The sequence below is a fragment of the Streptomyces sp. NPDC048191 genome, assembly GCF_040652655.1.
Lineage (GTDB): Bacteria > Actinomycetota > Actinomycetes > Streptomycetales > Streptomycetaceae > Streptomyces.
This window is the reverse complement of record NZ_JBEZMO010000018.1, coordinates 50,785-74,160: the sequence shown is the minus strand read 5'-3', so window position 1 is coordinate 74,160 and position 23,376 is coordinate 50,785. Positions and strand designations below refer to the sequence as shown.

At 71.8% G+C, this 23,376-nt stretch carries 21 protein-coding genes and 1 pseudogene; 11 read left to right on the top strand and 11 right to left on the bottom strand.

All coding sequences use genetic code 11. From position 1 onward, the window contains the following. Window positions 1-35: 35 nt before the first annotated feature. Complete coding sequence (locus tag AB0D93_RS26980) at window positions 36-587, top strand: hypothetical protein (RefSeq protein WP_362124116.1); 552 nt, start codon at window positions 36-38, stop codon at window positions 585-587. Continuing rightward, complete coding sequence (locus tag AB0D93_RS26975) at window positions 587-1,597, top strand: serine/threonine-protein kinase (RefSeq protein WP_362124113.1); 1,011 nt, start codon at window positions 587-589, stop codon at window positions 1,595-1,597. Before AB0D93_RS26980 ends, AB0D93_RS26975 begins: the two co-directional genes overlap by 1 nt. A gap of 62 nt (window positions 1,598-1,659) precedes the next feature. On the opposite strand, the gene AB0D93_RS26970 is transcribed toward AB0D93_RS26975, so the two are convergent. Then, complete coding sequence (locus AB0D93_RS26970; RefSeq protein ID WP_362124110.1) at window positions 1,660-2,928, bottom strand: streptophobe family protein; 1,269 nt, start codon at window positions 2,926-2,928, stop codon at window positions 1,660-1,662. Window positions 2,929-3,291: 363 nt separating this feature from the next. On the opposite strand from AB0D93_RS26970, the gene AB0D93_RS26965 reads away from it, so the two are divergent. Next, a complete protein-coding gene (locus tag AB0D93_RS26965) occupies window positions 3,292-5,022 on the top strand; it encodes a DUF6777 domain-containing protein (protein WP_362124109.1) in 1,731 nt (576 codons plus the stop codon). A 141-nt stretch (window positions 5,023-5,163) separates the two neighbouring features. Beyond that, window positions 5,164-5,616: an ATP-binding protein gene (locus AB0D93_RS26960; protein ID WP_362124106.1), complete on the top strand. Its 453-nt coding sequence runs from the start codon at window positions 5,164-5,166 to the stop codon at window positions 5,614-5,616. A gap of 82 nt (window positions 5,617-5,698) precedes the next feature. Here AB0D93_RS26960 and AB0D93_RS26955 read toward each other — a convergent pair whose 3' ends face one another. Together AB0D93_RS26955 and AB0D93_RS26950 are read right to left on the bottom strand one after the other, a co-directional pair. Next, window positions 5,699-6,586 (bottom strand): RNA polymerase sigma factor SigF, encoded by an 888-nt coding sequence (locus AB0D93_RS26955; RefSeq protein ID WP_362124103.1) that lies wholly within the window; start codon window positions 6,584-6,586, stop codon window positions 5,699-5,701. A gap of 228 nt (window positions 6,587-6,814) precedes the next feature. Beyond that, window positions 6,815-8,014 carry an epoxide hydrolase family protein gene (locus AB0D93_RS26950; protein WP_362124100.1) on the bottom strand — a complete coding sequence of 400 codons (1,200 nt, stop codon included), beginning with the start codon at window positions 8,012-8,014 and terminating at the stop codon, window positions 6,815-6,817. A 121-nt stretch (window positions 8,015-8,135) separates the two neighbouring features. On the opposite strand from AB0D93_RS26950, the gene AB0D93_RS26945 reads away from it, so the two are divergent. Next, window positions 8,136-8,618 (top strand): VOC family protein, encoded by a 483-nt coding sequence (locus tag AB0D93_RS26945; protein ID WP_362124097.1) that lies wholly within the window; start codon window positions 8,136-8,138, stop codon window positions 8,616-8,618. Window positions 8,619-8,636: 18 nt separating this feature from the next. On the opposite strand, the gene AB0D93_RS26940 is transcribed toward AB0D93_RS26945, so the two are convergent. The 5 genes from AB0D93_RS26940 to AB0D93_RS26920 all read right to left on the bottom strand — a co-directional run bounded on the left by AB0D93_RS26940 (window position 8,637) and on the right by AB0D93_RS26920 (window position 14,281). Beyond that, window positions 8,637-9,545, bottom strand: coding sequence for an aminoglycoside phosphotransferase family protein (locus tag AB0D93_RS26940; protein ID WP_362124094.1), 909 nt, complete (start codon window positions 9,543-9,545; stop codon window positions 8,637-8,639). A 55-nt stretch (window positions 9,546-9,600) separates the two neighbouring features. Continuing rightward, window positions 9,601-10,485: a geranyl diphosphate 2-C-methyltransferase gene (locus AB0D93_RS26935; protein ID WP_362124091.1), complete on the bottom strand. Its 885-nt coding sequence runs from the start codon at window positions 10,483-10,485 to the stop codon at window positions 9,601-9,603. 50 nt (window positions 10,486-10,535) lie between these two features. Continuing rightward, window positions 10,536-11,588 (bottom strand): family 2 encapsulin nanocompartment cargo protein terpene cyclase, encoded by a 1,053-nt coding sequence (locus AB0D93_RS26930; RefSeq protein WP_362124088.1) that lies wholly within the window; start codon window positions 11,586-11,588, stop codon window positions 10,536-10,538. Window positions 11,589-11,604: 16 nt separating this feature from the next. Then, entirely contained in the window at window positions 11,605-13,047 is a 1,443-nt protein-coding gene (locus tag AB0D93_RS26925; protein WP_362124085.1) for a family 2B encapsulin nanocompartment shell protein, read from the bottom strand. Window positions 13,048-13,225: 178 nt separating this feature from the next. After that, a complete protein-coding gene (locus tag AB0D93_RS26920) occupies window positions 13,226-14,281 on the bottom strand; it encodes a zinc-binding alcohol dehydrogenase family protein (RefSeq protein ID WP_362124403.1) in 1,056 nt (351 codons plus the stop codon). 174 nt (window positions 14,282-14,455) lie between these two features. On the opposite strand from AB0D93_RS26920, the gene AB0D93_RS26915 reads away from it, so the two are divergent. Then, on the top strand, window positions 14,456-15,250 hold the full coding sequence (locus AB0D93_RS26915; protein ID WP_362124082.1) for a VOC family protein: 795 nt from the start codon (window positions 14,456-14,458) through the stop codon (window positions 15,248-15,250). Window positions 15,251-15,283: 33 nt separating this feature from the next. Continuing rightward, window positions 15,284-15,976: a ribonuclease H gene (locus AB0D93_RS26910; RefSeq protein ID WP_362124079.1), complete on the top strand. Its 693-nt coding sequence runs from the start codon at window positions 15,284-15,286 to the stop codon at window positions 15,974-15,976. A 10-nt stretch (window positions 15,977-15,986) separates the two neighbouring features. Here AB0D93_RS26910 and AB0D93_RS26905 read toward each other — a convergent pair whose 3' ends face one another. Next, on the bottom strand, window positions 15,987-16,808 hold the full coding sequence (locus AB0D93_RS26905; protein WP_362124076.1) for a tyrosinase family protein: 822 nt from the start codon (window positions 16,806-16,808) through the stop codon (window positions 15,987-15,989). A gap of 35 nt (window positions 16,809-16,843) precedes the next feature. Continuing rightward, window positions 16,844-17,230: a tyrosinase cofactor gene (locus AB0D93_RS26900; protein ID WP_362124073.1), complete on the bottom strand. Its 387-nt coding sequence runs from the start codon at window positions 17,228-17,230 to the stop codon at window positions 16,844-16,846. A 334-nt stretch (window positions 17,231-17,564) separates the two neighbouring features. On the opposite strand from AB0D93_RS26900, the gene AB0D93_RS26895 reads away from it, so the two are divergent. The 3 genes from AB0D93_RS26895 to AB0D93_RS26885 all read left to right on the top strand — a co-directional run bounded on the left by AB0D93_RS26895 (window position 17,565) and on the right by AB0D93_RS26885 (window position 20,317). Next, the gene (locus AB0D93_RS26895; protein ID WP_362124070.1) at window positions 17,565-18,767 is read left to right on the top strand and encodes an FAD-dependent monooxygenase; all 1,203 of its coding nucleotides are present in this window, start codon (window positions 17,565-17,567) and stop codon (window positions 18,765-18,767) included. Window positions 18,768-18,811: 44 nt separating this feature from the next. Then, the gene (locus tag AB0D93_RS26890) at window positions 18,812-19,633 is read left to right on the top strand and encodes a lipase family protein (protein ID WP_362124067.1); all 822 of its coding nucleotides are present in this window, start codon (window positions 18,812-18,814) and stop codon (window positions 19,631-19,633) included. Between the two features lie 99 nt (window positions 19,634-19,732). Next, window positions 19,733-20,317: a TetR family transcriptional regulator gene (locus AB0D93_RS26885; RefSeq protein WP_362124065.1), complete on the top strand. Its 585-nt coding sequence runs from the start codon at window positions 19,733-19,735 to the stop codon at window positions 20,315-20,317. A 177-nt stretch (window positions 20,318-20,494) separates the two neighbouring features. Here AB0D93_RS26885 and AB0D93_RS26880 read toward each other — a convergent pair. Next, a pseudogene (locus AB0D93_RS26880) lies at window positions 20,495-22,227 on the bottom strand (cholesterol oxidase substrate-binding domain-containing protein). A 152-nt stretch (window positions 22,228-22,379) separates the two neighbouring features. On the opposite strand from AB0D93_RS26880, the gene AB0D93_RS26875 reads away from it, so the two are divergent. Beyond that, a complete protein-coding gene (locus tag AB0D93_RS26875; RefSeq protein ID WP_362124062.1) occupies window positions 22,380-23,363 on the top strand; it encodes an aldo/keto reductase in 984 nt (327 codons plus the stop codon). Window positions 23,364-23,376: the final 13 nt, after the last annotated feature.

Below are 23,376 nucleotides of genomic sequence, written 5' to 3'. Positions count from 1 at the left end.
GGCACGATGGCACACACGCGGAAGCAGACGGCCCGATGAGCAAAGCGCCCAGTACCGAGTTCCGGCCCACGCACGTGGTGCCGCGGCGCGGAATGCCCGCCTGGGAGGACCCCGACCCGGCCCGGCCCACCGTGCCCCTCGACCCGATGCTGCCGGTCCAGCTGGTGGAGCGCCGCGGTGACTGGGCGCACATCCGCTGTTCCAACGGCTGGGGCGCCTGGGTCGACGGTCGCCGGCTCGTGACCGTACCCGAGGACCCACCCGCCGCCGACGCAGCGTCCGACACGGCCGATCCACGGCCCCTGCTGGCCCGCGCCGAGCAGTCCCTGGCCGACTACCGGGCCGCGGTCGAGGAACTGGCGGCCGGTGCCCTGGAGGGCGAGGACTTCGAGGACCGCACCAGCGGCCTGCGCATCGGGATCGTCGTCGACGGGGAGTCCATGTGGCTGTACGACCCGGAGGAGGGCCGCTGGGTCTACGGCGACGGGCGGCGGCTGACCACCTACGCCACCGACCGGGCGATCACCGGCGAGGACGACCCCGGGCACGCCCCCACCCGGTTGGTCGCGCCCGAAGGTGAGCGCTGATGGCGCGCGAGACCAGCCTGTTCTCCGGCCGGCCCTCGGAACTGATCGGCCGGCAGGTGGCGAGCTACCGGATCGAGAACGAGATCGGCCGCGGTGGCATGGCCGTCGTCTACCGCGCCCGCGATCTGCGTCTGGAGCGCACGGTCGCCCTCAAGCTGCTCGCCCCCGAACTCGCCCGCAACGACACCTTCCGCAAACGCTTCACCCACGAGTCCCAGGTGGCCGCGGCGATCGACCACCCGCACATCGTGCCGGTCTTCGAGGCCGGCGAGACCGACGGCGTGCTCTACATCGCCATGCGGTACGTCTCCGGCAGCGACCTGCGCCGCCTCCTCGACCTGCGCGGACCGCTGCCGCTGCCGGACGCCGTGCGGATCGCCGCGCAGGTGGCGTCCGCGCTCGACGCGGCCCATGAGCACGGTCTGGTCCACCGGGACGTCAAACCCGGCAACATCCTCGTCGCCGAGGGCATCGACAGCGACCACCCCGAGCACGTGTACCTCACCGATTTCGGGCTCACCAAGAAGTCGCTGTCGCTGACCGGCCTCACCAGCGTCGGCCAGTTCGTCGGCACCCTCGACTACGTGGCCCCCGAGCAGATCTCCGGCCGCCCGGTCGACGGCCGCTGCGACGTCTACGGCCTGGCCTGCGTCGTGTACGAGACCCTCGCCGGCCGTCCCCCGTTCCTGCGCGACGACGACATGGCGCTCCTCTGGGCCCACCAGTACGACGATCCCCCTGCGCCGAGCGAGGCCCGCCCCGGCCTCGATCCCGCGGTGGACCCGGTCTTCGCCAAGGCGCTGGCAAAGAGCCCGGACGCCCGCTACGACACCTGCCTCGACTTCGTCGCCGCGCTGCGTGCCCCCAGGGCGACCGGCGCCGGCCCGGCCGAGGGGCGCCCGGCGGAGGCGGACACCGAAACGGACCTCACCGTGACCGAGAACCCGAGCCCACCGCAGTGGGCCGATCCGGTGTTCCGGGACGAGAGCCCGACCGGCCCCGCGGAGTGACGGGCAGCCCGATCGGTGCCCCGTCTGGAGGCCGGGGGCGCGGCCGCCCCTCTGGAAGGTACCTACGGCTGTTCCCCCTCGCCCCGCCGCTGCAACCGCCGGGCCGGCAGGCCGCCCAGGAAGCCGGCGACCAGCCCCCACAGCGCGCCCAGGCCCACCGCCCGCCACAGCTGGGGCTTGAGGAACAGTTCGCCGGACATCCCGCCACCCAGATCGCCGATGCCCAGCAGGGACAGTCCGTAGTGCGCCGAGAGGCGGCCCGTGAGACAGATCATCAGCACCGCCGACGCCAGCGCCACGGCCAGAGGTACGGCGTGCCGCCACAGGCGGATCCGGCCCGGTGAGCGCGCCGCCATCCGGAAGACCACGGCCAGCAGCAGGATCGCGTCCACGACCGGCAGCCACCACCACCGGCCGTCGTAGTCGGTGAGCGAGCGCAGGTTGAGTGCGGAGACGTCCGGGGTGCGCAGGATCGCGTCCAGGACGTGGGGCATCGGAAGGCCGAACGGCCCGTCCACGCGGCCGTTCCAGGTCGCTCCCAGCCCGATGGTGAGGGCGAGCCAGGCCAGGTTGGGCAGCCCGAGCAGGATCAGCGCGAAGATCGCCTGGACGTGCCCGCGGGTGGCCGCCGTGATCAGCGCGACGACGAGGCTCACGACGACGGAGGCGAGGAGCAGGACGAGCACCGCGTGGGCCGCCGGACGCACCGACTCCTGGAACCGCAGCAGCCGTCCCGGCAGCGGCGCCCCCCGTGCCACCAGCAGCGCCAGCAGCAGCACTCCGGCCAGCCACAGCAGCCCGAACAGGACCGTCAGCGGAACGTCCGTGGTGAACCCGACCCGTGGCGCCGCGTCGAACAGCCCGGTCAGATCGCTCAGGGTGCCGCTGCCCACGTCGACGGCGAAGGTCTGCCGGGCACCGAAGGCCAGGCCGATGAGCACCAGCAGCCACAGCACCGCGAACCGCACGGCCCAGCCGGCCAGTTCCCCGGCCGAGGCGACCGCCCGGTGCCGCAGCGGGCGCAGAAATCCCGCGCCGATCACCAGGGCGCCGACGAGGGTCACCGACAGCGGCATCACGGTGAGCCCGGCCCGGGTCTGCGCCAGCGCACCCGCGTTCCCGGACAGCTCCACACTGCCGCCGACCGCAGTGACCAGCGTCGCGGCCACCACCCTCGGGAACGCCCCGTCCGGCAGGTCCGCCGCTCCGGCCGCCCACAGCCCGAGCGCCGCCACCAGCACCATGACGGCAAGCCCGGTCAGCACCGCGGCCACGGCCTGTGCCCAGCCGTGCTGGGCGGTGGGCCGCGCGGAGACGGTTGGAGCGCTCACGCTGCACACGCTATGCAGCTGCCGGGCACCTCGCCCGCCGGGTGAGCCGTCCGCGTCGGCTTGCGAGCCGCACCACCCTGCGACACACAATGGGATCAAAGTGCACCCAAATGCATCAAACGGGACTTGACCGAGAACAGCCGCGTATCGCACCGCGTACCGCACCGCGTATCGCGACGATCGCGACGGGAAGAAGTGCTCGTGAGCGCCGAACCTCCGTCTTCCGGCCGCCCGACCGGACCGCCCTCCGGCCCTCTGTCGGGCTCCTCCCGCCCCCCCTCCGGACCCCCGCCCACCCAACCGCCGGGCGGTGGCGCCGGAGCCCAGGGGCCGCACGGGCCGTGGTGGAAGTCCGTACCCCGCGTGGCAGTCCTCAGTGGCCTCGTCGTCGCCGCCGTCGTCCTCGCGGTGGTCTTCACCCGTCCGGGTGGCGGTTCCTCGGCCAGGGGTGAGGTGTTCCTGCAGTCCGCGGCCAGCAGCGGCCAGGACCCGTTCACGGAGTCGACCGCGAACCAGGGTGCCACCGCGCCCCCGCCCTCCGCCTCCGCCGCGCCGTCGGGCGCGAGCAACGCGGTGCAGGGAGTGGAAGGCGGAGCGCCCGGCCTGTACGGCGGCACCAGGAGCACTGCCGCCTGCGACGTCGAGAAGCAGGTCAGGTTCTTCCAGTCGGACCGGACCAAGGAGAAGGCCTTCGCCGCCGTGGTCGGCGTCCAGCCCTCCGGCGTGCCCACCTACCTGCGCTCGCTGACCCCGGTTCAGCTGCGCGTCGACACCCGGGTCACCAACCACGGCTACCGCAACGGCGCCGCCACGTCCTACCAGTCCGTCCTCCAGGCGGGCACCGCGGTGCTCGTGGACAGCCACGGCGTACCCCGCGTGCGCTGCGCCTGCGGAAACCCGCTGGCCACAGCGGTCCCGCAGAAGACCACGCCGAAGCTCGTGGGCACCCCCTGGTCGGCCTACCGGCCGTCGCGCGTCGTCGTGGTGACGCCGGCGCCGAAGGCCGTCGACAACTTCGTGCTCTACGACCCCCGCCACCACGGCTGGATCCACCGTCTCAGCGGCGATGGCGACGCCCGGCACGACCAGCACGCCAAGCCGCCGGAGTTCCAGCACCCCTGGAACCTGCCGCCGTGCCCGTCGCCGGGCTCGACCGGGAGGTCGGGGCCCTGCCGGTCCGTGCCGCCGTCCACGCCGGGCAATGTGAGCCCGTCCACGCCGGGCAAGGTGAGTCCGTCCACACCGGGCCAGCCGAGTCCGTCGACGCCGGGCAAGGTGAGTCCCTCGACGCCGGGTAAGCCGAGCCCCTCGACGCCGGGTAAGCCGAGCCCCTCGACGCCGGGTAAGCCGAGTCCGTCGACGCCGGGCAAGCCGAGCCCGTCGAAGCCGGGCAAGTCGACGCCGGGTAAGCCGAGTCCGTCCACGCCGGGCAAGTCGACGCCGGGCAAGCCGAGCCCGTCGAAGCCCGGCAAGTCCACGCCGGGCAAGCCGAGCCCGTCGAAGCCTGCCAAGCCCACGCCGGGCAAGCCCAAGTCCACGTCGAATTCGTCCTCGCCCAAGCCGTCCCCGTCCTCTTCGTCGGCCTCCCCGTCGGAGTCGAAATCGTCGGGGTCGAAGTCCCCCTCGTCCGAGTCGAAGTCCCCCTCGGCCGAGTCGAAGTCCCCCTCGGCCGAGTCGAAGTCCCCCTCGGCCGGCCCGTCCTCCACGGGGCCGTCGTCTCCGTCCGCGGGCTCCCCGTCGAGCAAGACCCCCTCCGAGAAGTCTTCGGCGCCCCCGTCCGAGAAGTCGTCGGCGCCCCCCTCCGAGAAGTCTTCGGCGCCCTCCACCGAGCAGTCCTCGGCACCCGCGACCGAGCAATCCTCGGCACCCGCGACCGAGCAGTCCTCCGCGCCTGCGACCGAGCAGTCCTCGGCGCCCGGGACCGAGATGTCGTCGCAGCAGCAGACGAGCGCGACGACCACCTTCGGGCCGCCGTCCCCGGAGAGCTCCGCTCCCGCCCCGGCCACCACTGAGATGCCCGGCGCCACCACTGAGATGCCCGGCGAGACGCAGGCGCCCACGCAGGAGGAGCCGCAGGGCCCGCCCGCGTCCTGAGCGGTCGGATCCCCCCGGGCACCGTGACCATCACCACTCTGCGCGGTGCGCGAACGCCTCGGGGGACTGCCCAGCCACTCTCGGGGTACGAGGACAGGTGCAACAGGCGCCCGGCCATACCGGCCTTCCGAGAGAGACAGCATGACCAAGCACCTGGGCGGGGAAGTGATACCGACTGGTTTCGACGTACCCGTGGAACCGCTGCGACGCGCGGCGCACTACACCGGTGAGCCCGGATGTATCGCGGAAGCGCGCGCCTTCGCGTCCCAGTTCCTGGAGCAGCTGCGCAACGAGTGGTGCGCCGTCACCGACCGCCGTGCCGACGGAGAGCTGCTGTTGGTCGTGAGCGAACTCGTCACCAATGCCGACCGGCACAGCAACGGCCCGTACATCCTGGAACTGGAAGGCACCGACAGCGCCATCACGGTGTGCGTCTACGACAGCAGCACCGCCCTGCCGCACCGCTTCCCGAAGGACCCCGAACGCGTCGGACGGCACGGTCTGGAGATCGTGCACGCCCTGGCCGCCGAGGTCACCGCCGAGCGGGTGCCCGTGGGCAAGCGGGTCCGCGCCCGCTTCGAACTGCGCCGCTGAGGTCCGCACCGCTGGGGCGCCGGGACGTCCGCTGGGGCGGCGGATGTCCCGCCGCCCCGGTGAGCCCCTCCCTCGGGCCGGCTCAGACGCTGTCGAGCTCGCCGAGCATGCCCTCGCGCAGCCGGGTGATGATCCGCTTGATCAGCCGGGAGACATGCATCTGGGAGCAGCCGAGCCGTTCCCCGATCTCCGCCTGAGTGGCCTCCTCGACGAACCGCAGATGGATGATCTGCCGGTCCCGCTCGCTGAGCTCCGCCATCAGCGGGGCGAGGGCGTGGAAGTCCTCGACGAGCTGCAGCCCCTCCTCCTCCACGCCGATGAAGTCCGCGAGCACCGCCTCGCCGTCCTCCGGGCCGTCGCCGGTGAGCGCTGCGTCCAGGGAGGCGGAGTTGTAGCCGTTGGAAGCGAGCTGGGCCTCGACCACCTCGTCCTCGGAGATGTTCATCAGCGTCGCCAGCTCGGCCACCGTCGGGTCCCGGTCCAGCCGGCTGGACAGCTCCTCGCGCGCCTTGGCCAGTTCCACCCGCGCTTCCTGAAGCCGGCGCGGCACGTGCACCGCCCAGGTGGTGTCCCGGAAGAACCGCTTGATCTCGCCGACGATGTAGGGCAGCGCGAAGGAGGTGAACTCGACCTCCCGCGACAGCTCGAACCGGTCGATGGCCTTGATCAGACCGATCATGCCGGTCTGGACGATGTCCTCCATGTCGTCGCCGCGGCCCCGGAACCGGCCGGCCGCGAACCGCACCAGCGACATGTTCATCTCGATGAGGGTGTTGCGCGCGTACTGGTACTCGTGCGTGCCCTCCTCCAGCTCGGCGAGCCGACGGAAGAACTGGCGTGACAGCTCCCGTGCGTCGCGCGGTGCGACGGAGGCCGGGGCCGCGATGCCAGGCAGTGATTCCTCGCCCGTCCTGTCCTGCTCGGTCCTCTCGGTGACCTCTGCTTTCGACCGGATCCCGGCGGTGCTCATTACCTCTCCCCACGAAAGTCACGGTTCTACGTCTGTCACGGCGACCTCTGTGAGGTCCGCTCGCCCCGGTTACCCCGGAGTGCGCTTTTCATGCCTTTCTCTGGATGTCGCTGACAGGGCGGGTACCCCCGGTCACGCCGCGCATGCGCGCTGCGAGCGCAGGTGGCGGAAAACAGCCCGTACGACAGGCCCGGTTCCCTCCGGGCCGTCCGGCGAAGACGGACCCGCTCACTTCTCCCGCAGCCGGCGGAAGAACGCCCGGACGTCGGCGATCAGCAGGTCCGGCTCCTCCATGGCCGCGAAGTGGCCACCGCGGTCGAACTCCGTCCAGCGGACCAGATTCTCGGTCCGCTCCGCCTTGTGCCGCAGCGGGATCTGGGGGTCGGCCGGGAAGACGGCGAGCGCGGTGGGCGCGGTCGACGGCTCGGCCGGCCGGGCGGTCCGGTCGCCGGTGGTGTGCGCCCGCTCGTAGTAGATGCGGGCGGACGAACCGGCCGTACCGGTCAACCAGAACAGCATCACGTTGGTGAGCAGCCTGTCCCGATCGACCGCCTCCTCCGGCAGGTCCTCACAGTCCGCCCACTCCCGGAACTTCTCGACGATCCAGGCGAGCTGTCCGACCGGCGAGTCCGTCAGGGCGTAGGCGAGGGTGTGCGGCCGCGTGGACTGCAGTGCGGCGTAGCCGGCGCCCTCCCGGGACCACTCCTCCCACCGGCGCCAGGACCGCAGGGCCCGCTCCCGCTCCTCGGGGCCGAGCTCGGCCAGCTCCTCCTCGGTCGGCTCGGTGGCCGCCTGCGCGCCGGGCAGCAGATTGAGGTGGACGCCGATCACCCGGCCGGGATGGGCGCGGCCCAGCTCGCGTGAGATCGCCGCGCCCCAGTCGCCGCCCTGCAGCCCGAACCGCTCGTAACCGAGCCGCCGCATCAGCTCCACCCAGGCGTCGGCCACCCGGCGTGCCTCCCAGCCCCGCTCGGTGGTGGGCCCGGACAGCCCGAAGCCCGGGATGCCGGGCACGACGACGTGGAAGGCGTCGGCCGCGTCGCCCCCGTGCGCGACCGGGTCGGTGAGCGGGCCGACCACGTCCAGGAACTCCACGATCGAGCCCGGCCAGCCGTGGGTGAGCAGCAGCGGCGTGGCTTGCGGCTCCGGGGAGCGGACGTGGGCGAAGTGGACATGTGCTCCGTCGATGGTGGTCGTGAACTGCGGCCACCGGTTCAGCTCGGCCTCGGCGGCGCGCCAGTCGTACTCGTGCCGCCAGTACCGCACCAGTTCCCGCAGGTAGCCGGCCGGGACGCCGTACTCCCAGCCGGCTCCGGGCAGCTCGGCCGGCCACCGGGTGCGGTCGAGCCGTTCGTGGAGGTCGTCGAGGTCGCTCTGCGGGACCGACAGCCGGAAGGGTGCGAGCCGTTCGCCAGGTGTGGAGGTCATGATCGGGATGCTAGGCGCGGACTTCGTTCACCCGCCCGGATTATTCGTCGGCCCGACCGATGAGTTTCGCGGCGAGGCCCGGTCGACACTGGTGACCGTGTTCCCCGCCCAGGAGGTACCCATGACCACCGACGGATTCTCCACCTGTCTCTGGTTCGACGGCCGGGCCGAGGAGGCCGCCGAGTTCTACGTGTCGGTCTTCAAGAACTCCAGCCTCGGCCGGATCAGCCGCTACACCGAGGCCGGGCCCGGTGAGACCGGCTCCGTGCTGACGGTCGAGTTCACGGCCAACGGCCAGAGGTTCGTCGCGCTCAACGGCGGGCCCCAGTTCACGTTCAACGAGGCCATCTCCTTCCAGATCCTGTGCTCCGACCAGCAGGAGATCGACCACTACTGGAACCGGCTCACCGAGAACGGCGGGGAGGGCGGTCCCTGCGGCTGGCTGAAGGACAGGTACGGCGTCTCCTGGCAGGTCGTCTACGACCGGCTGCCCGAGATCCTCCACGATCCCGACCAGGAGAGGACCGACCGCACCATGAAGGCGATGATGGGCATGGGCAAGCTGGACGTCGCCGCGCTGGACAGGGCGTACGCGGGGGAGTAGCGGACCTGCGCGCCACCCTCACCCGGCCTCGGCGAGGATCTCGGCGATCACATGCCGGGAGTTCTCCGCCAGGGCCGGGTTGGTGTCCCAGTAGTACGGCAGCTGGATCAGCGAGATCGACAGTGCCCAGCCCCGTCCTCGCGCCCACTCCGCGTCGTCGGCGCCGACGGCCTTGCGGAAGGTGTCCCGGACGCGGGCGGGCAGCAGGTTCCAGGCCACGACCAGGTCCACGGCCGGGTCACCCACGCCCGCGCAGCCGAAGTCGATGACCGCGCTCAGCCGGCCCTCGTCGACCAGCACGTTCCCCGGGGAGAGGTCCCCGTGGGCCCACACCGGCCCACCGGAGTGCTCCGGAGCGCGCAGACACTCCTCCCACAGGGCCGTGACCGCGCCGGTGTCGACCCGCCCGCCCAGCTCGGCGACGGCGGCGCGGGTCAGTTCGTCCCGGTCCCCCAGCGGACCGCCCCGGTGACTGGGCGGCCCGTCCAGCGGGGAGATCCGGCGCAGGGCGCGCACGAACGCCCCGAGCTCCTCGGCGAGCCGTTCGGACTCCGGCACGGCGCCCGCCACCGGATTGCGCCCCTGAAGCCACCGGTAGACGGACCAGGGCCACGGATAGCCCTCGTCCGGCTCCCCGCTGCCCATCAGCTCGGGCACGGCGACCGGCAACTGCGGCCCGAGCCGGGGCAACCAGCGTTGCTCGTGCCGCACATCCGGTACGGCACCGGGCCGCCGAGGCAGCCGTACTAGCAGGTCGGCGCCCAGCCGGAACATAGCGTTCTCGGTCCCGGAGGAGGCGAGCCGCCGTACCGGCAGCGCGGCCCACTGCGGGAACCGGCGGGCGATCAGGCGCTGGACCAGCGGGGCGTCGAGGTCGGCCTCGTCCGCGTGCATCCTCGGCGGACTCGGGCTGTCGTGGTCACTCATCGGTGCCCATCCCAGCGCCTCGGCGCCCTCGCTGTCCACGGAATTCCGCCCGGGCTCAGACCCGGTCGGCCGCGATCAGCAGGTACTGGAAGCTGCCGTTGCGGTAGGCGTCCAGGAACGTGTCCTCGATGCCCGTGACCAGGTGGTCCGCCTCCCTGCGCAGGTCCCAGTAGGGGATCGTGGCCTCGGTCAGGTCCTCGACGTGGACCGGTACCAGACGATTGCGGGCCATCGCCTTGAAGTACTCCGAGCGCGGGTGGATGTCGCAGATGTAGTGGGCGTTGATCAGCGACACCTCGCGCGAGGCCTGCCCGTAGGTGTCGTTGTAGCAGCCGGTGATCACCACATAGCGTCCGCCGCGGCGCAGCAGCCGGGCGTGCTCGGCGAACAGCAGGTCCAGCTCGACGTACATGGTGGACTCGTTGTTCCACGACGCCGCGTAGGCGCCGGTCTCGAATCCGGTGTCGAGCATGTTGCGGTGGTGGTAGCGCACCTTGTCGTCGATGCCCCGGGCGCGGGCCTGCTCGTTGGCGAACCCGGCCTGCTTGGCGGAGATCGTCACGCCGTCGGCGTGGCAGCCGTAGCGCAGGTTCGCCACGACGCTGCCGCCGCCGCGGCCGCAGCCGGCGTCGAAGACGCGGTCGCCGGGTGTGAGCGGCCCGAGGTACGAGGCGAGCAGTTCGGCCTGGGCGTGTTCGAGGCGGTGCAGTTCGGCGGTGACGAGCTCCCTGCGCCGGTCCGGATCGGTTTCGTCGAGCACCGACCGGTCGGCCTCGCCGATGCCGTAGTGGTGGTGGTACAGGTCGTCGATCTTGCCGAGTTCGAGGTTGACCGGGTTCTCTTCGGCGTTCCAGTAGTCCGCGACACGGTTCTGGTACGTGGACTGGGTCGGCACCGGAGCTGACGTCGTGGTCTTCCGGGCGACAGGGGCGGTGGTCAACAGTTGCTCCTCGAAGTGTTGCTGATGGTGTTTCAGGTTGGCTTGGTCTGCTACCAGTAGTCGGGCAGGTGGTAGCGGTGGGTGTTGGTGGCGTGCCACTCGTGGTTGCCGGAGACCCAGGCGGCGAGCCCTTCCGCGTAGCGCGCGATCAGCGGCGAGGTGGCCGACAGGGCGGCGGACTCCTCCTCGAAGGCCTCCATGATCCGGTTGTGGATCTCCACCGATCTCAGATAGGCCGCCTTCAGCCCCCGCCGGTCGTTGGCCGCGACCACCTGGGGCAGGTTGAGATGGTCCGGGTCGCTCGCCAGCTCCTTGGTGAACGAGTACAGGTCGTTCACGATCGTGGTGGCGTTGCAGGCGAGGGCGGTGATCCGCTGGATCTCCGGGCGGGCGTAGATCTGCTCGGGCAGTTCGTAGCCGTCCACCGCGTCGACGAGCGACAGGCAGGGGCGGAAGTTGTTGAACTGCCGCATCACCAGGTACTCCCAGACCCGCGGCACGTACCGGGTCTCCATCCAGGCGGCCTCGGCCAGATAACCCATGTGCAGCCGGGCGACGTCGTGCACGAACCGGTCGGTCTGGCTGGGCGTGGCGAAGCCGGCGTAGTCCGCGAGGGCGAAGTGGTACGAGCGCAGCGGACCGTCGGCCTGGATGCCCTCGCGCCACTCGGCCTCCAGCTCCGGAACGCCGTGGTAGGGGTCGAGCGCCGACTGGGCGATGATCAGCGGGCCGCCGAGGCCGCGCCGTGATCCGCCCCGCCCCTCGTCCTCCTCGCAGTAGCAGGAGTCCACGATGTTCTCGGCGAGCAGCAGTTTCCCGGCGGCGGTGAGCCGGTCCAGGTCCAGACCGCCCGGATGCTGGAGTGCGACGGCCCGGCCGAACTGGAAGCCGGAGAAGTCCCCCTTCCACGCCTCGGGGAACAGGTTCAGTTCGCGGGCCCAGGCCTCCAGTCTGCGGTCGATCTCGGCGGCCTTCTCCGGGTCGGCCGGTACGGCCGGCCGGTGGAGCAGTCCGGGGATGACCCCGGTGCGCCGGGCCGGGCGCAGGCTCTGGGCGATGTTCGGCGGCCCGGGCAGGGTGTACGTGTGGGTGCTCGTGCTCATGGTGTGCTCCAGGCCGTCAGTCGGCGGTCCGGCCGAGCTGGACGTTCTCCAGGATGCCCGCCGCGTCGGGGACCAGAATCGCCATCGAGTAGTAGGCGGTGACCAGGTAGTTGATGACGGCCTGCTCGTTGATGCCCATGAAGCGGACGTTCAGGCCCGGCTGGAACTCCTCCGGGATCCCGGTCTGGTAGAGGCCGATGACGCCCTGGTCCGCCTCCCCGGTGCGCAGCGCGATGATGCTGCTGGTGTGGTCCTCGCTGATCGGGATCTTGCTGCACGGATAGATGGGGACCCCGCGCCAGGCCGGCACCTCGTGCCCGTCGACGCTCGCCGTGCCCGGGACCAGACCGCGCCGGTTGCACTGCCGGAAGAAGGCCGCGATCGCCTTGGGATGCGCCAGGAACACCTTGGTCTTGCGGCGCATGGACAGCAGCTCGTCCATGTCGTCCGGGGTCGGCGGGCCGGTCAGGGAGCTGATCCGCTGCCCGTAGTCGATGTTGTGCAGCAGCCCGAACTCCCGGTTGTTGACCAGCTCCCACTCCTGGCGCTCACGGATCTCCTCGACCGTGAGGCGCAGCTGCTGCTGGGTCTGGTCCATCGGGTCGTTGTAGAGGTCGGCGACCCTCGTGTGCACCCGCAGCACGGTCTGGGTGAGTGACAACTCGTATTCGCGCGGCGTGAGTTCGTAGTCCACGAAGCCGCCGGGCAGTGTCTCCTCGCCGACATGGCCGGCCTGGACCGGGACCTCGGCCTCGCCCTTGCGGTTCATCGGCAGCCGCTGGCGGTCGACATAGGCCTGGAGGTGGGCGCCCAGCGACGGCACCCGGTCCATGACCTCCTCGACGACGGCCCAGGGCAGCGCCAGCACCACGCCCGCGGTCTCCGCCCGGACCGAGGTGAGCCACAGCGGGTCGGACTGCCCGACCGCCTCGTCACCCATCTGGTCGCCGTCGGTGACGACCCCGACGATCTCCTCCTCGCCGTACTTGCCCGCCGCGTACCGGGTGAACCTGCCGTGCACCACCAGGTAGGCCTCGGTCACCGGCTGTCCGGCCTCGAACAGCACCTGCCCGGCGCGCACGTCGCGGGCCTGGAAACGGCCGGCGATCTCGGTCAGCACGTCCAGGTCGTCGTAGCCGCGCAGGATCGGCAGTTCGGTGAGGGTCTGCGGGATGACCCGGATGTCGTCCCCGCCGTTCTGCTCGAAGCTCACCCGGCCGCGTCCGGTACGCAGCGTCAGGCGCCGGTTGACCCGGTAGGCGCCGCCCTTGACGTCCACCCACGGCAGCGTCTTCAGCAGCCACCGGGAGGTGATGGCCTGCATCTGCGGTTCGGACTTGGTGGTCGTGGTGAGCTGGCGCGCCGCCCGGGTGCTCAGACTGGTGAGCTGCCGGTCGGCGCTCGGACCGGGTTCGGGCTCGTCGACGGCGGATCCGAGGACGCTGTCCGGTGTGGACACATTCCCTCCAGCAGAGAGGTGAACAGGCGGGATCTGAATAGCGGTGGTGCGCGAGGTGAGGGTGCGCAGACACAAGCCAAACAGCCGTGATGATCTCCGTATACGGCGCAAAGGGGGCGGTTGCGCTCTTTGGTTGCGTAAACCTGCTGTTCACGGTGGAAAAGGGCGCGCGACGTGATCATGCGCCGGTGGTCCGCCCCCGTGCCCGGGTGCCGGCAGGACCGGCCTCGGGAAGGTCGTTCACCAGCACCGCGGCCCCGTCGAAGCGGCCGCCCTTCAGATCCCGCAGGGCCCTGGGCGCCTCGGAGAGCGGATAGGCGTGCGTGGTCGCGCGGACCCCGTACCGGGCGGCCAGCGTGAGGAACTCACGTCCGTCCGCGCGGGTGTTGGAGGTGACGCTGCGCAGCTCCTTCTCGTAGAACAGCTCGCTCTCGTAGTGCAGGGTCGGCACGTCGGTCAGGTGGATGCCGGCGAGGGCCAGCACGCCGCCCCGGTCCAGGGCGCGCAGTGCGACCGGGACCAGCTCACCGGCCGGGGCGAACAGGATCGCGGCGTCCAGGGGCTCCGGGGGGCGTCCGAGGAGGTCACACGCCGAGGCGGCGCCCAGGCCGAGGGCCAGCTCACGGGCGGCGGGCTCCCGGGTGACCACGTGCACCGTGGCCCCTTCGGCGAGCGCCACCTGCGCGCACAGATGGGCGCTGCCGCCGAAGCCGTACAGTCCGAGCCGGCCTCCCGGTGGGAGCGACGTCCGCCGCAGCGCGCGGAAGCCGATGATCCCGGCGCACAGCAGCGGCGCCGCCGCGACGTCGTCCAGGGCGCCCGGCAGCGGATAGGCGAAGGCGGCCGGGACGGTGGTGTACCCGGCGTACCCGCCGTCGGCGTCCCAGCCGGTGTACTCGGAGTTCGGGCACAGGTTCTCGGCGCCCCTGGCGCAGTACGCGCACACCCCGTCCGTGCGCCGCAGCCAGGCCACACCCACGCGGTCGCCCAGGGCGTGGCCCCGTACGCCGGGCCCCGCCCCCGCGACCTCGCCGACGACCTCGTGCCCGGGCGTCACCCCGGCCCGGCGCACCGGCAGGTCGCCCTCGGTGACGTGCAGGTCGGTCCGGCACACTCCGCAGGCCCGCACCCGCACCAGCAGCTCGTCGGGGCCGGGCACCGGCAGCGGCCGCTCCACGAGCCGCAGCGGGTCTCCCGCGACCGGCCCGGGCCGCACCACCGACCAGGCACGCATCGTCGCAGGCGTCATCGCGTCCGTCCTTCCGGAGGCAACGGTCCCCCTCCAGTGTCCCGTCGGTCCGGCCGCTCGGCGCGCGGGCCGGGGGCGGGGTGGCTAGCGTGAGCTTCGGGGCACATCACCCCAGGTGGGGACCATCCGTACGGGACACACGCCAGGAGGGTCGCGAGCATGGCCGTACAACCCGAGGGAACGCCCTGTTGGGCCGATGCGATGTTCAGCGACGTCGAGGGAGCCAAACGGTTCTACAGCGACGTCCTCGGCTGGACCTTCGGCGAGTCGTCGTCGGAGTACGGCAACTACACGCAGGCCTACGCGGACGGCAAGGCGGTCGCCGCCGTCGTCCCGCCCATGCCCGGCCAGGAGGGCCAGTCGCAGTGGTGCCTGTACTTCGCCTCGCCGGACGCCGACGCCACCGCGCAGAAGGTGCGGGACAACGGCGGCGAGGTGCTGATGGAGCCGATGCAGGTCGGTGACTTCGGCACCATGTGCCTGGCCCGGGAGCCCAGCGGGGCCGTGTTCGGGATCTGGCAGGCCGGGACCCACGAGGGCTTCGAGACGACCGCGACCCCGGGCGCCTACTGCTGGGCCGAGGTCTTCACCCGCGAGCCCGAGAAGGCCGACACTTTCCTGTCGGCCGTCTTCCCGTACCGGATGAAGCAGATCGAGGACCACGCCGTCGACTTCCGGATGTTCGACATCGGGGAGAACACCGTTCTCGGCCGGATGCGGATGACCGACGACTTCCCGCCCGAGGTGCCGTCGTACATCAATGTCTACTTCACCGTCGACGACTGCGACGAGGCCGTGGCGCGCGCCACCAAGCTCGGCGGTGTCCTCCGCTTCGGCCCGATGAGCAGCCCCTTCGGCCGGTTCGCGGCCCTCAGCGACCCGCAGGGCGCGAACTTCTCCGTGATCGACATCACCACCACGGAGGGCGAGATGCCCAAGGCCAGGGACGTCTGACCCGCCCGTGCCGGCGCCCGGCGCGGCCGTGGCATGATCGGGCGTATGCGTGAACGTGTGGTGGCCGCGTGCGACGGGGCTTCGAAGGGAAATCCCGGACCGGCCGGATGGGCGTGGGTGATCTCCGACGACGAGCGGACCGCGGCCCGCTGGGAGGCGGGTCCGCTCGGCCGGGCCACCAACAACGTCGCCGAACTCACCGCCCTGGAGCGGCTGCTCACGGCCGTCGAGCCGGAGGTGCCGCTGGAGATCCGCATGGACTCCCAGTACGCGATGAAGGCCGTCACCGCCTGGCTGCCGGGCTGGAAGCGCAACGGCTGGAAGACGGCGGCCGGCAAGCCCGTCGCCAACCAGGACCTGGTCGTCCGCATCGACGAACTGCTCGACGGCCGGTCGGTGGAGTTCCGCTACGTCCCCGCCCACCAGGTCGACGGCGACCCGCTGAACGACTTCGCCGACCGCGCCGCCAGCCAGGCCGCCACCGTCCAGGAGGCCGCCGGCAGCGCACTCGGCTCGCCCGAGCCACCGGCGTCGCCCGGCACACCGAAGGCGGCCGCCCCGCGCGCAAAGGCGCCCCGCCGCACCGGCGGCGGAGCGTCCTTGCGCACCATCAAGGCCAAGTTCCCCGGCCGCTGTCCGTGCGGGCGCTCCTACGCGGCCGGAGAGTCCATCGCCAAGAACGCGCAGGGCTGGGGCCACCCGGAGTGCCGTACCGCCGGGGCCTGATCAGGTCCGGTCAGTTGTCGAAGGTGTAGAACCTCGTGTGGTCCAGCAGGTCCGCCGGACGCACGTCGTTCCACGGCTTCATCGTGTCGTTCAGGTCCACGACGTCCGGCGTGCCGCCCGTCGGCACATACCCCGCTTCGGGGTGGCGGCGCTGCCACTCGGCCCACAGCTTGTCGACGAAGGCGTGGTGCAGCCAGAACACCGGGTCGTTGGGGGAGACGCCGGTGGCCATCTGCCCGCCGACCCAGACGTGCACCCGGTTGTGGAGATTGACCCCGCGCCACCCCTCCAGATTGTTGCGGAAGCCGTCCGAGGCGCTGTTGTACGGCGCCGTGTCGTAGGCCGGTATGGACAGCACCGACTCCACCTCCGCGCGGGTCGGCAGCTCGCGCACCCCCGTGCCCAGCGAGCGGCGCAGGAAGGTACGGCCGTCCACCCGTATGTTCAGCGGCCAGTTGCCGGCCGACGCGGCGAACGGGCCGTCCATCACCCGGCCGTCCGTGCCGCGCCCGGTGCCGCCGAGGAAGTCCGGCCCCCACAGCGCGGCCCGCACCGTGCGGTCGGTGCTCCAGTCCCAGTACGGCAGGGCGACGGAGGCGTCCACCGACTGCAGCGCCTGCTCGAACTCGAGCAGGAATCTGCGGTGCCAGGGCAGGAAGGAGGGCGAGCGGTGGCCGGTCCGCTCGCCGGTGTCGGTGTCCGACATGATGAACTCGTTGTGCGTGTGGACGAACCCGTCGTAGCGCCCGGTGCGCTTGAGTTCGAGGACGGCGTCGACGAACCGCCTCCTCTCGTCGGTGGTCAGAGTGGCCTGGTTCTTGCGTACGGTCATGGTGCGGATGCTCCGGAAGTCCTTGCGGGGGGCGGTCAGTTGGCGGGGAAGGGGAGCAGCGGGGCGCCCTGCAGCTCGTCCACCGCGGCACGGGCGGCGGCGCGCGGGGTGGCCACCGGCTCGTAGTGGCTGACGACGCTGATCCAGCTGCCGTCGGCGTTCCGCATCACGTGCAGCTGCACGCCGTCGATCAACACCTCGTAGCCGCCGCCGTGTTCGTGGTGGTGGCCGCCGGTGCCCGTGGTCATCGGACGGCCCTGTATCCGGCGGCCCTCGTAGACCTCGTCGAAGGACCCCGGCGTCGGCATCGGGTGGTCGTGGCCGGCGGCCGAGGCGGCGGGGGCCGTGAGGGTGGTGACGGTGGCCGTCGCGGCGAGTGCCGCCGTCGCGGTGAGCGCGCGGCGCCGGGTGATGTCGGGCATGCGGGTCCTCCTGGAGGGTGTTCCGGTGGTGACGACGCATGCCTATCGGGGGCCGCGGGACCGGAGGAAATCCGCCGGAGCCGGTTGGCTGTGATCCGGACAATTGACCACATGTCGTACAGCCTTGAACCAAGATGATCTTGCCTCGGCCGAGGGGTGGTTCACCCCGGAACGGGGAATTCCTTGCCGCGGCCGGCCGTGATCGCGGCGGTCCTTCTCGTCCGCCGCCCGTCCGGGTGGCCCGGCTCACCACGCCAAACTGACGCGATCGCAAGACCCGGCCGTCCTGCTACCCTGCGGTGCCGTTCGATCACATTGGGTGACTGTCAGGGGTGTGTGCGTGAAAGTCGTCTGTGTCGGAGGCGGGCCCGCGGGCCTGTACCTCGCCATCCTGCTCAAGCGGCAGAACCCGTCCCATGACATCACCGTCCACGAGCGCAACCCCGAGGGCTCGACCTACGGCTGGGGCGTGACGTACTGGCGCGGCCTCCTCGACAGACTCCACGAGCACGACCCCGCCTCGGCGCGGGCGATCGAGGACGCTTCCGTCCGCTGGAGCGACGGCGTGGCCCATGTCCGTGACCTGACCACCCGTCACCAGGGCGACCAGGGCTTCGGCATCGGGCGGCACCGGCTGCTCGACCTGCTCGCCGACCGGGCGCGCACCCTCGGCGTGCGGCTGGAGTTCGAGAGCGAGATCACCGAAGCGCCGGCCGACGCGGACCTCGTCGTCGCCGCCGACGGAGTGCACAGTGCCCTGCGCACCCGGCACGCCGCCGCCTTCGGTCCCCGCATCACCTCGGGCCGCAACCACTACATCTGGCTCGGCACCACCAAGGTCTTCGACGCCTTCACCTTCGCCTTCACCGAGACCGAGCACGGCTGGATCTGGGCCTACGGCTACGGCTACAGCGGCGAGCACAGCACCTGTGTCGTCGAGTGCTCCCCGGAGACCTTCACCGGCCTCGGTCTGGACCGGGCCGACGAGGCGGAGTGCCTCACCCTGCTGGAGAAGCTGTTCACGGACGTCCTCGACGGTCACCCGCTCATCGGCCGCCCCGGCGCCGGCTGGCTGAACTTCCGCACCCTCACCAACCGGGCCTGGCACCACGGCAACCTGGTGCTGCTCGGCGACGCCGCGCACACCACCCACTACTCCATCGGCGCGGGCACCACCCTCGCCCTGGAGGACGCCATGTGCCTCGCCCGTGCCCTGCACGAGCACGCCGGCCTGTCCGAGGCCCTCGCCGCCTACGAGCGGCGGCGCACCGCCGAACTGCTGTCCGTGCAGAGCGCGGCCCGCTACAGCGCCCGGTGGTACGAGAACCTGCCCCGCTACATCCAGCTGCCCCCGCACCGGATGTTCGCCCTGCTCGGCCAGCGCCACTCGCCGCTGCTGCCGTACGTCCCGCCCCAGCTGTACTACGGGCTCGACAGGGCGGCCGGTCGGCTGGAGGTGCTGCGCAGGTTCAAGCGCTGGCTCGGCCCCCGCGCGGCCCGCGCCCTGCACGCCCGGTCCGCGGCCCGCCACGACTAGACGACCCCGGTTTCCCTCCCACCCCCACCCGAGGAGCCCCGTCCATGGCCGTGCCCGTCTCCTTCGACCAGACCTCGTCCGGCTACAGTCCGCAACGCGCCTACTGGCTGGCCCGCGCGGCCGACCTGGCCTACAAGGACCGTGCCGTCATCGAGGACCAAGCCGCCGAATGGGGCTTCGACCAGGTGCGGCACCACGAGACCCGGTTCACCCCGCCCTTCCCGCTGCAGGACACCCAGGCGTACACCCTGGCGAGCGACCGGATGGTCATCACCGCCTTCCGCGGCACCGAACCCGCCCGGATCAAGGACTGGCTCACCGACGCCACCACCCCGCCGAGGCCCGGCCCCGGTGGCAACGGGTACGTCCACCACGGCTTCGCCGAGGCCCTGGAATCGGTCTACCCGGCGGTGCACCAGACCCTCGCCGAACTGCGCACCGACGGCCAGAGCGTCTACTTCACCGGGCACAGCCTGGGCGGTGCCCTCGCGATGCTGGCGGGCGCCCGGATGTATCTGGAGGACCCGCACCTGGCGGCCGACGGCGTCTACACCTACGGCCAGCCGCGCACCTGCGACCGGCTGCTCGCCGAAGCGTTCCACAAGGGCTTCGGCGGCCGCATGTACCGCTTCGTCAACAACAACGACGTCGTGCCCCAGTTGCCGCCCGAGCCCGCCTTCACTCACGTCCGGGCGCTGCGCTACATCGACTCCAGCGGCAAGCTCCACGAGAGCATGCCGATGCTCTCGGTCTTCTCGGACCGCGCCAAGGGGCTGACCGCCGACACCTTCGCGCCCGCCTCCGACGGGATCCGCGACCACTTCATGCACAACTACCTGGCCGCCCTGGAGAAGAACCTCGACTGAGCGCCCCCACGGACGGTGAAACATTGGTGAATGGCCATTCACTCGATAGGGTGAATGGCCATTCACCGACCCTCTTCTGTGCCGTCCTTGGGAGCGCCGATGGACCAGCCCGCCCCGATACCCCGTCCCCCGGCACGCCGTGACGCCGAGGCCACCAGGGCGGCGATCCTCAAGGCCGCCCGCCACCTCCTGGCCCGGCACGCGCACGCCGACATCACGCTCCGGGCGGTCGCCGAACGGGCGGGTGTCAGCCCGCCGTTGATCGTGAAGTACTTCGGCAACAAGGACGCCCTGTTCGCCCGCGTGATGTCCTTCGAAACCGACGCGGACGCCCTGCTGGACGCGCCGTTGCCCGGTCTCGGCCGGCACATGGCCCGGCACGTCCTCGCCGGCCAGCGCGAGCGCGGCGCCGACCCGCTGCTGCGCATCGCCTTCGCCCCGCTGCACGGCGACCACGGCGACATCCTGCGCGCCAACTTCCGCGACCAGGTGACCGAGCGCCTCGCCGCCCGGCTCACCGGCCGCGACCCGGACCTGCGCGCCGAACTCGCCGTCGCCGCGCTCGTCGGCCTCGGCGTGATGTACGGCATCGCCCGCGGGCCCCACCTGCGGGAGACCGACGTCGATGCGATCGCCGACCGCTACGGGCCGCTCGTACAGGCCCAGTTGACCCAGGAAGCCTGACTCGGCGCTCCTCGTCCGGCCCGGTGGGCAGGGCCTCGGCGGATGCGCGGAAGGCCGCGAACGGACGGTCGTCGCCGCCGCGGGTCGCCAGGGCCACCCGGCCCGACCGGGCGCCGGGCAGCAGGACCGTGGTCGCGGCCGGCAGGGGCGTACGCAGCAGCCTCTCCTGGCGCCAGGTCAATGCACCTGACGCAGCAGCCGGTCCAGGAAGGCGTTGCCGAACACCTGGTGCGGGTCCAGGCGGTCCAGGGCCGCGACCGCCTGACCCCACACCTTCGCTCCGAAGGAGCCCGGTACGGCGGTGCCGAGGACCCCGGCGTCGCTCCAGGCCGCCTGCGACGTGTACCCCCAGCCCTTGGACCACTCCACGCGGGCGAGGGCGGATCCGCCATCGTAGGTGTCCAGCAGGAACCGCTCCAGCTCGCGCAGGAACGCCTCCGCGTACGGCGTACCGGGCAGGGTCAGCACGTCCAGCCACACCGCGGTGTCCCACTCGGGATGGTCCGCGCTCGGCCGCAGTGCCGACAGCAGCGGGGCGTGCGCGCCGGGCACGCCGGAGTCGGCCGGGTCGTCGAGACCGGTCACGCGGATCTCCACCGAGCCGTTGACCGGGAACCGGCCCCGCGCCGCGTACGCCGCCAGCCGCTCCCGGTAGAACCGCGTGAACTCGTGCACCACCCGCTGCACTCCGGCCCGGCCGGTGAGCACCGCGTACCCGTTCGCGGTCACCCGCAGGGTGGTCGGCCGGAGATACAGCAGGGTGTTCTTCGACGGCCCCCACAGGTCGGCGGAGTCCGTGGCGGCCAGCCCCAGGTTCGCCACCGTGAGCTGCGCGGCGCCCAGTTCCGGCGCCAGATACCAGGCCGCGCCCGCCACCAGCCGCCCCACGAGGTCGGCCACGAGCGTCGGCACGCTGTCGGAGAAGGGGTAGTTGTACGGCGACGTGACGTGACGTGCCGTGACCCGGCCGGCCGCATCGGCGCGACGCTCCACTCCTTGAGCCACGGGAACTCCGTGAAGGCGAACCAGATCGCCTCGACGCGGCCCGAGCGACGCAGAAAGCTCTCCAGGGTGCGCCCGCCGGAGCCGGGCGCCGCGAACAGTTCGCGGGCCGGGACGTCGGTGCGGCTGACGCACCGCAGACCGCTGTCCGGACCCACCCTGAGTACCACCTCGGTGACGAGGGCCCGGCCGAGATGCGTGAGCAGCGCGGCACAGTCCTCCTCGTCGCGGCGGAACGTCCGCAGCGCGTACGCCCCGCTGTCCGCGTCCCACACCACCGCGGTCAGCTCCACAACGCGGTTGCTGAGCGAGCCGTACGTGCTTCCCGGCAGCGGGTGTTCGCCGGCGGCCGGTACGGCGGTGCCGTGCGCGTCGATCGCCAGGGCGCCGCCCAGCGTCAGGTCGCCCGGCGCGGGGGTCGCCGTGAGGCCCAGCCCGTGCACCTCCAGGAAGGTGAGCAGGGCCTCCAGGGTGACTCCGGCGCCGGCACGGACCGCGGAGTCCGACTCCAGCCTCAGCCCCGTCAGATGCGGGGCGGTGTCCACCAGCAGGACGCGGCTGTCCGCCCGCGTCCCCTCGGTGATCGTGAGCGGCGACCAGCCGTGGGAGCAGCCCCGCGCCCGCACCCGCCAGCCGTTGCGCCAGGCCCAGTCGACCACGGCGAGCACCTGCTCCGGTCCCGTCGGCGCGCAGGCCCACAGACCCTCGGCGGTGATCTCGCCCGCCCAGTTGCGGTACGCCGAGCGGTGGAGCGCCACCCGCGCCGGGAACCCGGGGAGTTCGGCCGCGGCCACCGCCGGGTCGGCCGCGAGCAGCACCGGTACGGCGGCCAGCGCGGCGGCGCCCCGCAACAGCCCGCGTCGGCTGAGCGGGTCCGAACCTCCACCGTCGGAAGGAAGGTTGTCCATCGAACGATCGATCACACGGCCACGCTAGGGGCCGCTTTACGTCCCCCGGCGTTCCGTCGACCCATATCACCCATGTGGGTGAAAAACCTCCGGCCCGCCGACCGGAGCGACCCCTTCCGCATGCTCTGCCCGCCGGGTGACAGACTGACGCCATGGACGAACGCGTAATCGGCAGGTCGGGTCAGTGGGCATCGGTGGTCGGACTCGGCACCTGGCAGCTGGGCGCCGACTGGGGTGACGTGGACGACAAGGAGGCGCTGGCCGTCCTGGAGGCGGCGGCCGAGGCCGGGGTCACCTTCTTCGACACGGCCGACGTCTACGGCGACGGGCGCAGCGAGGAGGCCATCGCCTCCTTCCTGCGCGGCCGGCCCGATCTGCATGTGCTGGTGGCGACCAAGATGGGCCGCCGGGTCGACCAGATCCCCGAGAACTACGTCCTGGACAACTTCCGTTCCTGGAACGACCGCTCGCGCCGCAACCTCGGCGTCGACCGCATCGACCTGGTCCAGCTGCACTGCCCGCCCACGCCCGTGTACTCCTCCGACGCGGTCTTCGACGCCCTGGACACCCTGGTCGAGGAGGAGCGCATCGCGGCCTACGGGGTGACTGTCGAGACCTGCGCGCAGGCGCTGACGGCGATCGCCCGGCCGAACGTGGCCAGCGTGCAGATCATCCTCAACCCGTTCCGCATGAAGCCGTTGTACGAGGTGCTGCCCGCGGCCCGCGAGGCCGGCGTCGGCATCATCGCGCGGGTGCCGCTCGCCTCCGGCCTGCTGTCCGGCAAGTACACCAAGGACACCGTGTTCGCCGCCGACGACCACCGCGCCTTCAACCGGCACGGCGAGGCCTTCGACCAGGGCGAGACCTTCTCCGGCGTCGACTACGCGACCGGCGTCGAGGCCGCCGCCGAGTTCGCCGCGCTCGCCCCGCAAGGCTGTACCCCGGCCCAGTTGGCGCTGCGCTGGATCATCGAGCAGGACGGCGTGACCACGGTGATCCCGGGTGCCCGCAATCCGGAGCAGGCCCGCGCGAACGCGGCCGCCGCCAAGCTGCCGCCGCTGCCCGGGGAGACGTCCGGCGCGATCCGTGAGCTGTACGAGCGGCGGATCAAGGAGCAGGTCGAGCACCGTTGGTAGTCATCGTGGCACG

Coding starts and splice junctions, on each gene's coding strand:
- AB0D93_RS26980 (WP_362124116.1), top strand. CDS start 36: ATGAGCAAAGCGCCCAGTACCGAGTTCCGGCCCACGCACGTGGTGCCG.
- AB0D93_RS26975 (WP_362124113.1), top strand. CDS start 587: ATGGCGCGCGAGACCAGCCTGTTCTCCGGCCGGCCCTCGGAACTGATC.
- AB0D93_RS26960 (WP_362124106.1), top strand. CDS start 5,164: ATGACCAAGCACCTGGGCGGGGAAGTGATACCGACTGGTTTCGACGTA.
- AB0D93_RS26955 (WP_362124103.1), bottom strand. CDS start 6,586: ATGAGCACCGCCGGGATCCGGTCGAAAGCAGAGGTCACCGAGAGGACC.
- AB0D93_RS26950 (WP_362124100.1), bottom strand. CDS start 8,014: ATGACCTCCACACCTGGCGAACGGCTCGCACCCTTCCGGCTGTCGGTC.
- AB0D93_RS26945 (WP_362124097.1), top strand. CDS start 8,136: ATGACCACCGACGGATTCTCCACCTGTCTCTGGTTCGACGGCCGGGCC.
- AB0D93_RS26940 (WP_362124094.1), bottom strand. CDS start 9,545: ATGAGTGACCACGACAGCCCGAGTCCGCCGAGGATGCACGCGGACGAG.
- AB0D93_RS26930 (WP_362124088.1), bottom strand. CDS start 11,588: ATGAGCACGAGCACCCACACGTACACCCTGCCCGGGCCGCCGAACATC.
- AB0D93_RS26920 (WP_362124403.1), bottom strand. CDS start 14,281: ATGCGTGCCTGGTCGGTGGTGCGGCCCGGGCCGGTCGCGGGAGACCCG.
- AB0D93_RS26915 (WP_362124082.1), top strand. CDS start 14,456: ATGGCCGTACAACCCGAGGGAACGCCCTGTTGGGCCGATGCGATGTTC.
- AB0D93_RS26910 (WP_362124079.1), top strand. CDS start 15,284: ATGATCGGGCGTATGCGTGAACGTGTGGTGGCCGCGTGCGACGGGGCT.
- AB0D93_RS26905 (WP_362124076.1), bottom strand. CDS start 16,808: ATGACCGTACGCAAGAACCAGGCCACTCTGACCACCGACGAGAGGAGG.
- AB0D93_RS26900 (WP_362124073.1), bottom strand. CDS start 17,230: ATGCCCGACATCACCCGGCGCCGCGCGCTCACCGCGACGGCGGCACTC.
- AB0D93_RS26890 (WP_362124067.1), top strand. CDS start 18,812: ATGGCCGTGCCCGTCTCCTTCGACCAGACCTCGTCCGGCTACAGTCCG.
- AB0D93_RS26885 (WP_362124065.1), top strand. CDS start 19,733: ATGGACCAGCCCGCCCCGATACCCCGTCCCCCGGCACGCCGTGACGCC.
- AB0D93_RS26875 (WP_362124062.1), top strand. CDS start 22,380: ATGGACGAACGCGTAATCGGCAGGTCGGGTCAGTGGGCATCGGTGGTC.